The sequence below is a fragment of the Psychroflexus tropicus DSM 15496 genome, from assembly GCF_000378765.1.
In the GTDB taxonomy this organism is placed as follows: domain Bacteria; phylum Bacteroidota; class Bacteroidia; order Flavobacteriales; family Flavobacteriaceae; genus Psychroflexus; species Psychroflexus tropicus.
The window spans coordinates 644,373-657,072 of sequence record NZ_KB905342.1 but is presented as its reverse complement, the minus strand read 5'-3'; the positions used below and the strand labels follow the sequence as shown (position 1 = coordinate 657,072).

Genomic DNA, 12,700 nt, shown 5'->3' with positions numbered 1-12,700 from the left:
TTAAAAAACTGAAATTCAATTATTTAAAGATAACTTAAATATCTATTTCTGTACTACGGTTTGACCATAAACTTGATGCGGTTTTTGGGAGAAAAATGTTAAAAAGACCTGTGAGGTTTCAAAAACCTCACAGGTCATAACAAAAGGGACTTACAAAACTTAAATTCACTTCATTAAAAAGTTTTAAGTTTGCTACGACCAATTTAGCTTAAATGATTCCTAAAGCCATTCTCCGCTTAAGTCTATGTTTTTTTGCGACCACAGGCTTTGCACAAGAAAAGAGCAGCTCAGATATATTCCATGTCGATTACCTCTACGGTAAAATCATGCGGCATAGTCCGCAGATCTTACATCTCATTCAAGGACCTACCAATGGAATCCTTTTCTCCTGGGAGCGTGAAACCTTTGGAGACAAAGACTGGCAACAGCTTTACAACTACCCGAGTTACGGCGCCTCTCTTTTAGTTCAGAATATGGGCTCGCCAGAACTAGGTCGGGTCTATAGCCTCCATGGAGAGTACCGTTTTTATTTTCTGGACAGAAAACTCAGCCTCAAAGCTGGACTTGGCGCTGGATATATCCCCAACACTTATGATCCTGTTGACAATCCAAGAAACACGGCCTACGGTTCTAAGTTTACGGCCTCCATCTTGTTTGGCTTAGAATATCGTTTTCAGCAAATTTTTAATTTACCTATTGATTTTAAGGTCGGAAGCTTTCTGGTACACTATTCCAACGGTAAAACCAAATCGCCTAACACCAGTACCAATAATTATGGTCTCCAGGCTGGGTTAAGCTATAACCTATCTGATGCTGAAAAGAAATACGATACTTCAATTTTGGAGCCTGTCTCTAAAAATTGGTCCTTGGATATTTTAGCAGCAACGGGAGCTAACGATAGCGGCATCTGGGGAGAATCCAATGAAGCTTTTTTGACTTTAACCACATCCATCAACAAACGATTATCACACCGGAGTGGGTTACGCCTTGGTGTTGATGTTTTTTTCACACCCTCTGTCAAATCCTTTATTCAATATCGCGCGGCTGCTTTCCCTGAGGAAAACCAGTTTCAGGGCGATGAAGACTGGAGGCGAGTTGGTTTGTTTTTTGGGCATGAGTTATTTTTGGGACAGTGGAGTGTAATGAGTCAGGTAGGCTATTATGTGTATTACCCTATCGATTATCTGGATAGAGAGTATGTAAAAGTAGGACTAAGACGCTATTTTACCGAACATTTTTATGCTTCATTAATGCTTAAATCTCATTATTCTAAAGCAGAAGCTATAGAATATGGTGTAGGCCTGCGTTTTTAATTTGAATTGAATTCAATGAAAAAAATTATAGTTTTAATACTTTTTGTTCTCACGCAGTTAAGCTGCGATACTGAAGCTACCTTAGACTGTTTACAAAGTAGCGATCAAACAGAACTGAGAGACTTAAACATCTCCAACTTAGAACAGATTACAATTCGAGAAAATATTCGCCTTGAAATCACCTTCAGCGAAGTGGATGAGGTTAAAGTTGAAGGAGGTGATAAGCATTTGGATAAGCTTGAGGTTATTCAAAATGATAGTGCATACGAATTCAAAACAAACGGGCTTTGCAAAACTGGATTTTCTGAAGCTCCTATTGTTATTAGATTGAAAAGCTCTAAGTTGAATCGGGTGAGAAACTCCTCTCAATTTGAAGTCATAAGTACCAATGTTTTAGAATTCCCTGAACTCAGCCTGATCTCAGAAGATTCTAATCAATCTGAGGCCCTCAACCTTGGAAATTTTACTATTGAAGTTGATAATGAAAGGCTTAATGTTGTAGGGAACGGCATCTCAGACTTCAGAATAAGTGGTAAGACTCAGCTCTTTAATTTTGGCACTTTTTCTGGCTCTGGGACTGTCCTTGCGCGCGAGCTTGAAGTTGAAACCATTACCTTTTTCCATCGATCCTTCCGAGATGCTGTTGTGAACCCCAGTCAACGCCTTGAAGGAGAACTTCGATCTTCTGGGAATCTCATCAGCATAAAAAAACCTCCACAAGTGGAGGTTGAAGAATTTTATACGGGCAAACTTATTTTCGAATAAAGCTTTTAATCACGTGTCACTTCTAAAATTTCAAAAGTAATCTTTCCGTTAGGCACGTCTATTTCGGCTGTATCTCCTGCTTCTTTCCCTAAAAGTCCTTTACCTATGGGAGAGTCCACAGAAATTTTACCTGCTTTGAGATCAGCTTCACTTTGAGCGACCAATTTATAGGTCATTTCTTGCTTCATCTTGGTATTCTTTAACCTAACTTTACTATGGATTAACACCTTGGAGGTATCCAATTGGGACTCGTCTATCACTCGTGCATTAGCGACGACTTCTTCCAGTTTAGCTATGCGCATTTCCAACATACCTTGTGCCTCTTTGGCCGCATCATATTCAGCATTTTCACTTAAATCTCCCTTGTCTCTGGCGTCTGCAATATCTTGTGACGCCTTAGGACGTTCTACATCGCGCATGTGGTCTAATTCAGCCTTTAGCTTTTTTAGACCTTCCTCTGTGTAATAAGATACTTTACTCATAATCTCGACGTTTATATATAACAAAAAAGAATCCCGGTAGTTTTCGAGATTCTATACACAAATATAATAGTTTTGCATTACATAGGTCTTAAACACCTTAACTTTAATATGAGAGCTGTTTACCTCTTTATCGGAATATGTATTGTCTTAGGTTGTGAAAAAGATGACAACGTAAGAAGAAATCCCAATTTGCTCAATATTAATGTAGATTATGAAGTCAACTTAAATTTGCCACAATTTAATAATCTCAACTTTAGTGGAAATTCTGTTTATATTCCCGGACAGGGCAATTTAGGTCTCATAGTTGTTAACTCTGGAAGCAGTTATTTAGCCTGGGACGCTGCGGACCCTAACCTAACCCCGAGAGACTGCTCAAGATTGATCATAGACGGTCTTAATGCTGAATCTAATTGCGACGGAGAACCTAATAGTTATAGCTTAATCACTGGACAACCTTTGGAAGAGGATTTGCGCTTTCCATTGTTTGCATACCGCGTTACAGAAAGCGGCGGCGTCCTAAGAATTTTTAATTGAATCGCTGCTTTATTTTTTTAAAATTCGGCTCAAAATTGACTTGACTTCCTTCTTCAAAAGGAGATTGAGATTGTGCAAATATGGTTTGAGAGTTATAATCCAGTTCAAGCAAATAATGTGAGCCTTTGAAATAACAATGTTTTAGCCTACCCGTAAATTGAGCACTTTCTTCAACATCTACTTCATGGGGATATATCAATATTTGACTTTGATCTGATTCAAATTGGAATGCTTTGGAGTCTATCAAATTCACATCTCCAAATAAAGATGCAGAATACTTATCAACTGGGCTATTGTAAACGCTTTTTGTAGAACGAAGATCTATGACTTTCCCCTGTTTTAAAATCATTGTCCAGTCTGAGAAAGATAAGACATCGTCGGCATCATGGGTCGCAAAAATGCAGGTAATGTGTTCACTTTTTAGAAATTGAAATAAACGCCGCCTTAAGCGATGTTTTAAAAACTGATCAATATGACTAAACGGCTCATCTAGCAGAATCAGTTCTGGAGGATTGGCTAAGGCCTGAGCCAGTGCAACCCGCTGTTTTTGACCACCACTCAGAGTTTTCACTTTTTGATCCTTGACATCTTCAAGCTCAAAAAGAGAAATCAATTCATCGCTTCGCCTTTGATTGTCTTCTGGAGTTTCGCGGGATAAGAACTTTTGGATGTTTTCCTCTGCTGTTGTAAAAGGCATCAAATCAAATTCCTGGGACAAGTGCTTGAATTTACTATAACCTGGAACTAAATTATACGCTGGTCCAAGAACTTTATCGCCTTTCCAAAGTATGCTCCCTTGATCGAGGTCCATCAATCCGTAAAGACACTTAATGAGCGTGCTTTTGCCGCAGCCGCTTTCACCTATAAAGGCCAAATGATCTCCCTTTTCAAGTTTGAAAGAAATATGGGTTATTCCTTCGCCGTTTGGATAATGGTAAGAAAGGTCTTTTACATTAAGCATTCTATATTTTTTTCAAAGTTAATCAAAGCAAAAAGACCGAAGTCAAATGACTTCGGTCTTTCAAATTATTTTAGGATCCAACTTTATCTTACGATAAGTTTTTTCGTGTAGGTTTTGCTTCCAGACTCTACCAGAACAATATACATTCCAGAGTTGAGAGTTTGAATATTGACCTGTTGATTATTATCAGAGGTTTGAGAAAGAATCAATTTACCATTCATATCGTAAATATCAACTTTTGAATTGGCCAAATCACTGTTGGTTAAGCTTAACTTAAAGCTTTCTTTAGCAGGGTTTGGGTAAATACCAAAACTATCTAATCCAAATCCATCATTAGATAAAGAGCAATTTAAAACATCTGTAGGAGGAAGATCAAAAGCCTCTTCCTGGTCACTTCTGCTAAATGAGCTTCCTTGGTCTGCACTCCAGCCTAATCCTCTACTAGCAAAAACTTCCCAAATCAAACATTGATTAGCTCCATCATTTGCTAACCTATCGGCTTCTAAAATCGCATCTCTTCCATCAATAAAACCTGGAGAACAAGCTTGTAATTTCATACCATCGATGACCAGTTGCATATTGATATTATTACCACCAGTTCCAGTGTAAAGGTCAGAATCAAAGCCATAACGATCGATTAAGGCCCAGTTAAGATCCCACAAAACAGTAGCCCAAACAAATCCAATACCGTGAGGTTGACTTAATCCAGGATTGTTGGTAAGATCGTATGTTGCCGGGTTCAAGCTTGTGTCTGTAGTATATTGAAATGGTCGTATTCCATTACCATTTGTTGGTTGTGATACAGCAAAGGTACCAATACCTCTACCTTGAGTAGCAAGGTCTTCTTGCTTTATAGTCATCATAAGACCTACCCAATCACTCCATCCTTCTCCCATTTGTTCATCATTAGTCAAACAAGATGCTGCAGCTGCACCACCTGTTAAACGATTGGATATACCATGCCCGTACTCATGGGCGATAATACCGTTGTCAAAATCTCCATCAATTTGGAAAGGACCGTTATTGACTAAGGTTCCAGAAACAACTTCGTTATTTTGAAGCGCTGCAATAATAGCTTCTCCGTCGGCTTGACTCAACATAATAGATGGAATTGAAATTCCTGTATCATCACCACCCATAGTTATAGCTTCTCCAGGTACGTTATTAACCATAATCACTGCTATCGCTCCGGCAGCTTCTGCCTTCTCTATTTTACTAACAAATGAGCAAGATCCTCTTCTGATAATTGCTATTTTTTGGTCTAGCTCACCAGCATTCGCAAGATCTTCGCAAATATCGTTTTCATCTGGGTCAGGTTCCACATCGACTGCTAAAGCAAAGTCTGCGGTTATAGGATCTGTACCAAGAATTGGCCCAAAGGCGGCAGGGACACCAGCGTAAGAGCCGGCTAAAGTTTCTGGAGCAGCAATAGTTAAATTTTCTGCTGGTGGGCCTTCTGGATTCCATAAGAACATTGTCATTCTAGGGCGAACTCCATCTGGAGGAGTTCCAAATGTAGCATTGTTTATACCACCACCATCCTGAGCTTCAGCTCTTACATAGTCATTGCCGTTTCCCTCTCCTGTGTAATTAAATTGCTGGAAATTTCCTGCAGCCTCGTCAAATCCGTAGTGAGCCCACATGTCATGTATGATATTATTCCAATAAAACAAGTTCGTTATCGCTGCATCTTCATACAATGCTGGTGGCTGATTAAAATCCAAAGGATAATCAAAAACCAAAGATTCACCAGCATCTGGAGAATAGCCAGGAACATTGGCTGCAGATCTATCTTCATAAGCATTAACATTATTTCCTCTCGTAATAGTGAACTCTGGGCCTTCAACGCCATCGGTATCATGCCATCCAAAAGGTGAAAATTCTAAGTCAGCGGGATTGCTAATCAACTCTCTCGACCCATGGTTTGGAGATTCTACCGGATAAGGAAAAACATTGTATGAGGATCCATCTACAGCGGTAGAAGCAGTTACATAATTATTAGACTTTAAGTTTTTAGAAGGAGTCCTTAATTTTCGATCTGCCAAAGGCGAATGATCAAAATTACAGTTAACAATCCAATCCTGTTGATCTAAAATTCTTCCATTTAGCGCGTCTACTCGAACACTCCACCAATGAGACCCATCTACCATATGGATAGATAAATCCCAGGCTAAATTGAAAGTACCGTTATCAGATTTAAAATAAACCAACTTAACCGGGATATCGTCTATGGAAATGCCTGAATCTGATAATAAATAGTCCGTAGTTGATTTAGACTCTAACACTGAAGGACCATTTGGCTGTCCAGCTCCAAGGTGAGTAGCAGCAGAATTTAAAGCTTCTTCTGGAGTTAAGGAAGGGGTTTGATTTACAATTCTAGAGCTAAGGTTTTCCTCAAAATTATAAGTAGCATATTTAACTTGATTATTTTTAATAACAAAACTTCCTATAGAATTAAATACAGGCACTCCAGAATATGCCTGCTGTATGTAAATGAATTCTGCGTCGGTACTTTTTGAAAAGTGTTTTGAATTAAGTCTAAGGTCTGAGAAATCCTCATTAGATAGCGCATGCTCCGTTTTATTTTGATCCAGATAATCTTTCACCAGTTCAACTTGAGATTGAGCAAAAGCATTTGGTATTAGACCAAACACTAGTAGAAATAGAAGTAATTTTAATTTCATGTTATATAATTATTAATTTTTAAGCAACATAATCATAAAAAAACTTAATCTAGACTAACACTTGTTAATTTTTAAAAATTAAAAAAACCACTTTAAAAAAAGTGGTTTTGATATTGATATGGATAAGCTATATTATTTAGCTTCAGCCCACATAGAGGTTTCGTAATCTGCAACTTTACCCTGTAAAATAGCCATGTTCTGCTCTTTAGAAGCAGATGGATCCATTTGAATCGCTTTTCCTTCTGGTGTATATACCATATAGAAACCATCTTGCATAGAAGCTAATTTGGTCAATTCTCCATCTTCACCAATAGCATTCCAAGTTTTATTTTCTGGGGTATAAACCATTTCTAAAGTTTTACCTTCATTTTCTCCTGAAAGTACTTCTACTGTGAAATGATTTTTTGTTGCTGTCATTTTTACATCCTGACCTTCAATGTTAGCATATTGGATGTCTTCTTCACCTTCTGCCATAGCGATAGGATTATCACCCGTCCAAAATTCTAAAAAATTGAAGAATAGAACATCACCTGCGATGAATAATCCATAAACAGGCACGATATTCAAAGCCCAAAAAATTAGGTTATCTAAAAATTTATTGTCAGTTAATCCGTCATTCCAGTCTCTTAAAGAATTAAAAGCACTAAAAGAACCTAAGCAGCTTGTGCTTAAAAGGGTCATTGATAAGGCTCCGCAAATAAAAATTTTCTTTTTCATGATGTTAGGTTTTTATGTTGATTTATCAATATAAAAGGAAATCTCCGATCTCACTTTTGACTAAAGAGAAATTTAACATTAGACTGCCTCACTAAGATGCTTAGCGCATAGGTAAGCACTAGTCCAGGCTGCCTGAAAATTAAACCCACCAGTAACTGCGTCTATGTTAAGAACCTCTCCTACAAAAAACAAGTCATTATGCCTTTTGCTTTGAAAGGTCTTAAAGTCAATTTCTTTTAAATCCACTCCGCCAGCGGTAACAAACTCATCCTTAAATGTACTCTTACCATTGACATGAAAAACTCCAGAGCAAATTTCTTCAGAGAGTAACTGAATTTGGGATTTACTTATATTTGACCAATTCATTTCTCTATCGATTGAGAGATAATTCAACAAACTTTGCCATAGTCGTTTGGGAATACCTTCTGTCGGATTAGGATAAAGAAAAGTCTTAGGCTGGGAGTCTTTTAAATCTTCCAATAAAGATTTTACAGATTCAACATTATGCTGTGGCAACCAATTGATACGCATCTGAAACTGATGGTTGAGCCCATAGAAGGTTCTAGCCCCCCAGGCCGATAACTTAAGTATGCATGGCCCGCTCAACCCCCAATGCGTAATTAATAAAGGACCTGAAGATTGTAAACTTTTCATCTGTTGCTTTGAAACTCCTCTGTCTTTCGTCGTGAAGACCTCAACAGCTGCATTAAGGCTGATTCCTGCAAGGTCCTTTATCCGATCGTCTTTTATATTGAAAGTAAAAAGTGATGGAACAGGTTCTATAATTTTATGACCCAAAGTTTGAACAAGACGCCACATTTTAGGACTACTTCCAGAAGCAATAATTAAGGTCTTCGCTTTTACACGACTCCCTTTTCCTAGTAGCTCCCATGAAAACTCTGACTCGTTTAAGCGAATAATTTCATCAATACCCGTGTTGGTTATGACGTTTACATCTAACCTATCGGCTTCACTTTTAAAACAGTCTATAATAGTTTGAGAGGAATCTGACACTGGGAAGACTCGACCGTCTTCTTCAATCTTAAGCTCAACGCCTCTTTCTTCCAGCCAGGCGAACATATCCCCCGTCATGAATTGATGAAATGGACCCAGCATTTCTTTTTGACCTCGAGGATAATTAGTGGACAACGTTTTAGGATCGAATTCAGCATGGGTGACATTGCAACGTCCTCCACCCGAGATTTTAACTTTACTCAACACCTGCTTCCCTTTTTCAAGAATGGTTACTTTGATTGCTGAGTTAAAATTAGCCAGATTAATTCCCGCAAAAAAACCCGCAGCTCCACCACCGATGATGGCTACATCTGTTTCCGTCGTTTTCATAATGCAAAAGTAATGGAATAGATCCTTCTAATGCCAAAATACATCTTGAAGATGTTCCCGAAAGTTCTGTTCTTTAAGCGTGGATTCTAAATACTGAATAGCATCTGGAGTTAGTTTCGATTGTAGTTCTTCAAATAAAATTCGTTCTTCTAGTCTTACATGAGATACAATAACCTTTTCGAATTGTTTTAAAGAATTTTCAGAAGTAGTTAATGTCTTCAGGCTTCCCTTTACTTTTTGATGGTTGGCGGCCAAGCGTGCAATCAGATCTGAATTGCCGGAAACTACTTTTGAAAGAATTTGGACTTCCTTCTCAAAATGAACTTTTAAATAAGCTTTATAAAACCAGAGGCAGTAATTGACAATGCGTTCGGGTTCAATTTCTTTTTTTAGTCCCTGTCTTATTTTGAAGCCAAGCAGTAAAATTTGATGGTGCTCTCTACTAAATGGCTGAAGCGCAGGATGTCTTTTAAGGGGACGTGACAAATTTTTAATCTAGAGAAGAAGCGATCTGCTTAGCCAGGAATTTCTGACCAAAATCAGAGTTGAGGTACTTCATATCCTCAGAATTGGATAAAAAGCCAAGCTCAACCGTAACTGCTGGACATTTCAAATTCTTAAGTAGAAAAAAATTAGCTGACTTCAAAGCGGAGGTTTTAAAGTCTTTGCGTTTGAAGGATTCTAAAATTTTAGTTCCAAAATAAGAAGATTTCATCGTAAAATCGTTTTCGGCTACATAAACTTCTACACCATTTCGTTCTCTGTCATTAGAATAATTAGCATGTAAAGAAATAACAAGATCTGGTGAAAGGGCTTCAATTTTTTTAACGCGGTCTTGAAGAGATATAAATTGGTCTTCAGTTCTCAACAGAATAATCTCAATGTTTTTATCGGTACACAATTCCTTAAGATGAGACGACACATCGGCAACTATTTGCTTTTCTAGAACGGAATTGTTCTTTGCTCCGGTATCTATCCCCCCGTGTCCAGCATCGATCACCACTTTAATCTTACTAGGATTGGTAGGGTCTGCAGCGGTCAGGTTTAGGCTAAAACAAGCCATCAGTAAAAAACAAAATAATCTCATATTACTCTTAATTTGAATTTCTAATTTAAAAAAAATCTTCGAAAAATTAAGGTTTTGTTATGAAAAATAGATTTTTTAACACAGAGCTGAGATTGGATAAATTAATCATTCCTTTCTCTTTACTAATTGCTATCGAGATCTTGAGTGAAAGACGTGTTATTAAACTCCTTACTACATTTATAAAGTTCATCTATTAAATCAAGTTTATAAGACGGTTGCAGATAGACATACTCCAATTGTTGCAAAGCCAAAAACTCATAAAACAATTTGTACTTACCTTCTGGAATATTGAGTTCTCCCGTTAGAAACTCAGCATTGAAAAAATCATCACTGAGAAATAGGACTTCAAAATCTTTAAAACTTAAGAACTTAGGAGTGGCGATTTCAGGCTTGGAGTCTTTTTTAAACAAGTCAAAAATGGATTGAATGATATTACCGATGTTCCCTTTGGAGGGTCTGTATAAGTTTGGACGTCTTTTAATGTCTTTTTGGATTTGCTTTCTAGCTGATTGTCCAGGTCTTCAATAGCTGTATTTCTTGCTCTATAACCCGTAATTCGCACTTCATCTAAAGTGGATATACTTAATTCCACTACTATCTTTTTTTCAAGATGTTTTTTCTCGACAATTAAGTCATATAAATCGTAGGCAACAGATGTAAAATGAACAGTATCTCCCACAGCTGCTTCAACTCTGAAATAACCGTTGGGATTGGAAACCTCAACCCTGTCTTGAGTTAAATTACTTATACGTACCCCTGGAACCCTCCCTGAATCATCGTAGGTGTAACCTTCAATCTCCTGTCCGTAAGCATAGACACAACTGAAAATGAAAACATAAAATAAAGCTTTTTTCAAAATCTGGTCAATAGATTAAACCTACAATATAATAGATTCAAATCCTTTTAAGCAACAGGCACAAAAATTAAATAAATTTAATTTTTAATACGTAAAGTACTTAGCAGTTGAAATTTTACTTAGTGGAATTCAAAAAAGCTATTTCAAATTACGGGCATTTCAGCAATGAACAGGGTAAACTCCGAGATTAGACTAAAAATAAGAAACACAAAAAATTATAATAAAAAAAGCCTCTCATTAAATGAGAAGCTTTTTAAAGTACGGGCGGAGAGACTCGAACTCTCACACCTCGCGGCACTAGATCCTAAGTCTAGCGTGTCTACCAATTCCACCACGCCCGCATACTTATACTATTCTAAATAAACTCTTCGTGGCACTAGATCCTAAGTCTAGCTTTTTACCAACCTGCCTGCTTACAATAGGTAGGCAGGTTCCACCACGCCCGCGTTAATTTTGCGATTGCAAATATAGAGAATAAATGGAACTTTCAAATCCTATTTCAAGAAAATATTTTATATTGTAAAAACACAAATATAGACCATGAATACTAGACCTTACATCGATAAACACCAGCAACGCTTCATCGACGAACTCGTTGAATTACTCAAAATTCCATCTGTTAGTGCAGACCCCAACTTTAAGAAAGAAGTTCTAATGACAGCGGGGGCGGTAAAAATCAATCTGGAAGCCGCTGGTTGCGAGAACGTTGAGATTTGTGAAACGTCTGGTTTTCCAATTGTTTACGGTGAAAAAATTATAGACAAATCTCTTCCTACTGTGCTGGTCTACGGTCATTATGACGTGCAACCACCAGACCCTATGGAGTTGTGGAACAGTCCACCCTTTAAGCCTGTTATTAAAGAAACAGACATCCACCCCGAAGGAGCCATTTTCGCTAGAGGGGCTTGTGATGACAAAGGGCAAATGTATATGCACGTGAAAGCCATGGAAGTGATGATGCAAACCGATGAGCTGCCGTGTAATATCAAGTTTATGATAGAAGGTGAGGAAGAAGTAGGCAGCGTAAGTTTGGAAGCGTTTTTAGAACATAACCGAGAAAAATTATCCAACGATGTGATCCTGATCTCGGATACAGGCATGATTAGTAAAGAAGTCCCGTCGATCACCACAGGGCTAAGAGGGCTGAGTTATGTCGAAGTAGAAGTCGAAAGTCCTAATAGGGATTTACACTCTGGACTTTACGGTGGAGCGGTCGCCAACCCCATCAACATTTTATCTAAAATGATTGCTTCGCTACATGATGAAAACAATCACATTACCATTCCTGGATTCTATGACAAAGTAGAGGAGTTAAGCAGCGAAGAGCGAGCAAAAATGGCCGAAGCTCCTTTTAATTTAAAAGACTATAAAGATCACATTGGCATTAACGATGTACACGGCGAAAAAGGCTTTACCACTAACGAGCGCAACTCCATACGACCTACGCTAGACGTCAACGGCATTTGGGGAGGTTATACTGGCGAGGGAGCCAAAACCGTGATTCCTAGTAAGGCGTTTGCCAAAATTTCGATGCGATTAGTTCCCAACCAGGATTGGAGAGAAATCACCGAGCTGTTTAAAACCCACTTCGAGAGCATCGCACCCAAAAGTGTAAAAGTCAAGGTAAAACCACATCATGGCGGACAAGGTTACGTCACACCGATAGATGGTATAGAATATCAGGCGGCAGATCTGGCGTTTCAGGATGCCTTTGGCAAGCCAGCTGTTCCTCAGCGAAGTGGTGGCAGTATTCCTATCGTTTCGATGTTTGAGAAATACCTCGGCAGCAAAACAGTCTTAATGGGCTTTGGTTTAAATTCTGATGCTATCCACTCCCCCAACGAACATTTTGGAGTTTGGAATTACCTCAAAGGCATAGAAACTATCCCTTACTTTTATAAGCATTTTACTGAACTGTATCAAAAAGAAAATCAATAGCATTTGGGCGTTACTCCTC

13 protein-coding genes and 1 tRNA gene are annotated in these 12,700 nt (G+C 38.2%); 4 read left to right on the top strand and 10 right to left on the bottom strand.

Annotated features, from left to right (window positions below):
* Positions 1-212: 212 nt before the first annotated feature.
* Together F598_RS0102955 and F598_RS0102950 are read left to right on the top strand one after the other, a co-directional pair.
* Positions 213-1,313, top strand: coding sequence for an acyloxyacyl hydrolase (locus tag F598_RS0102955; protein ID WP_019037532.1), 1,101 nt, complete (start codon positions 213-215; stop codon positions 1,311-1,313).
* Positions 1,314-1,328: 15 nt separating this feature from the next.
* Positions 1,329-2,078: a GIN domain-containing protein gene (locus F598_RS0102950; protein WP_019037531.1), complete on the top strand. Its 750-nt coding sequence runs from the start codon at positions 1,329-1,331 to the stop codon at positions 2,076-2,078.
* A 5-nt stretch (positions 2,079-2,083) separates the two neighbouring features.
* Here the strand turns inward: F598_RS0102950 and greA are convergent, their stop codons facing one another.
* The gene (greA, locus tag F598_RS0102945) at positions 2,084-2,560 is read right to left on the bottom strand and encodes a transcription elongation factor GreA (RefSeq protein ID WP_019037530.1); all 477 of its coding nucleotides are present in this window, start codon (positions 2,558-2,560) and stop codon (positions 2,084-2,086) included.
* Between the two features lie 72 nt (positions 2,561-2,632).
* Between greA and F598_RS0102940 the strand changes: the two genes are divergently transcribed.
* Positions 2,633-3,094, top strand: coding sequence for a Rieske (2Fe-2S) protein (locus tag F598_RS0102940; RefSeq protein WP_245539739.1), 462 nt, complete (start codon positions 2,633-2,635; stop codon positions 3,092-3,094).
* Here F598_RS0102940 and F598_RS0102935 read toward each other — a convergent pair.
* From F598_RS0102935 to F598_RS0102895, 9 genes are all read right to left on the bottom strand, one after another.
* Positions 3,087-4,055: an ABC transporter ATP-binding protein gene (locus F598_RS0102935; protein ID WP_019037528.1), complete on the bottom strand. Its 969-nt coding sequence runs from the start codon at positions 4,053-4,055 to the stop codon at positions 3,087-3,089. The genes F598_RS0102940 and F598_RS0102935 overlap by 8 nt on opposite strands.
* An 83-nt stretch (positions 4,056-4,138) precedes the next feature.
* On the bottom strand, positions 4,139-6,739 hold the full coding sequence (locus F598_RS0102930; protein WP_019037527.1) for a T9SS-dependent M36 family metallopeptidase: 2,601 nt from the start codon (positions 6,737-6,739) through the stop codon (positions 4,139-4,141).
* 132 nt (positions 6,740-6,871) lie between these two features.
* Positions 6,872-7,456 carry a DUF3332 domain-containing protein gene (locus F598_RS0102925; protein WP_026302482.1) on the bottom strand — a complete coding sequence of 195 codons (585 nt, stop codon included), beginning with the start codon at positions 7,454-7,456 and terminating at the stop codon, positions 6,872-6,874.
* 78 nt (positions 7,457-7,534) lie between these two features.
* Positions 7,535-8,800, bottom strand: a complete 1,266-nt coding sequence (locus tag F598_RS0102920) for a BaiN/RdsA family NAD(P)/FAD-dependent oxidoreductase (protein WP_019037525.1) — start codon at positions 8,798-8,800, stop codon at positions 7,535-7,537.
* Between the two features lie 27 nt (positions 8,801-8,827).
* Positions 8,828-9,286, bottom strand: coding sequence for a hemerythrin domain-containing protein (locus F598_RS0102915; protein ID WP_019037524.1), 459 nt, complete (start codon positions 9,284-9,286; stop codon positions 8,828-8,830).
* 4 nt (positions 9,287-9,290) lie between these two features.
* Entirely contained in the window at positions 9,291-9,887 is a 597-nt protein-coding gene (locus tag F598_RS0102910; protein WP_019037523.1) for an N-acetylmuramoyl-L-alanine amidase family protein, read from the bottom strand.
* Positions 9,888-10,009: 122 nt separating this feature from the next.
* On the bottom strand, positions 10,010-10,297 hold the full coding sequence (locus tag F598_RS0102905) for a hypothetical protein (RefSeq protein ID WP_019037522.1): 288 nt from the start codon (positions 10,295-10,297) through the stop codon (positions 10,010-10,012).
* Positions 10,249-10,743, bottom strand: coding sequence for a hypothetical protein (locus F598_RS0102900; RefSeq protein WP_019037521.1), 495 nt, complete (start codon positions 10,741-10,743; stop codon positions 10,249-10,251). Before F598_RS0102900 ends, F598_RS0102905 begins: the two co-directional genes overlap by 49 nt.
* Before the next feature lie 259 nt (positions 10,744-11,002).
* A tRNA-Leu gene (locus F598_RS0102895) sits at positions 11,003-11,084 on the bottom strand.
* Positions 11,085-11,283: 199 nt separating this feature from the next.
* Here F598_RS0102895 and F598_RS0102890 point away from each other — a divergent pair.
* Entirely contained in the window at positions 11,284-12,681 is a 1,398-nt protein-coding gene (locus tag F598_RS0102890) for a dipeptidase (protein ID WP_019037520.1), read from the top strand.
* The last annotated feature ends 19 nt before the right edge of the window (positions 12,682-12,700 follow it).

Coding starts and splice junctions, on each gene's coding strand:
- F598_RS0102930 (WP_019037527.1), bottom strand. CDS start 6,739: ATGAAATTAAAATTACTTCTATTTCTACTAGTGTTTGGTCTAATACCA.
- F598_RS0102920 (WP_019037525.1), bottom strand. CDS start 8,800: ATGAAAACGACGGAAACAGATGTAGCCATCATCGGTGGTGGAGCTGCG.
- F598_RS0102890 (WP_019037520.1), top strand. CDS start 11,284: ATGAATACTAGACCTTACATCGATAAACACCAGCAACGCTTCATCGAC.
- F598_RS0102950 (WP_019037531.1), top strand. CDS start 1,329: ATGAAAAAAATTATAGTTTTAATACTTTTTGTTCTCACGCAGTTAAGC.
- greA (WP_019037530.1), bottom strand. CDS start 2,560: ATGAGTAAAGTATCTTATTACACAGAGGAAGGTCTAAAAAAGCTAAAG.
- F598_RS0102925 (WP_026302482.1), bottom strand. CDS start 7,456: ATGAAAAAGAAAATTTTTATTTGCGGAGCCTTATCAATGACCCTTTTA.
- F598_RS0102910 (WP_019037523.1), bottom strand. CDS start 9,887: ATGAGATTATTTTGTTTTTTACTGATGGCTTGTTTTAGCCTAAACCTG.
- F598_RS0102955 (WP_019037532.1), top strand. CDS start 213: ATGATTCCTAAAGCCATTCTCCGCTTAAGTCTATGTTTTTTTGCGACC.
- F598_RS0102935 (WP_019037528.1), bottom strand. CDS start 4,055: ATGCTTAATGTAAAAGACCTTTCTTACCATTATCCAAACGGCGAAGGA.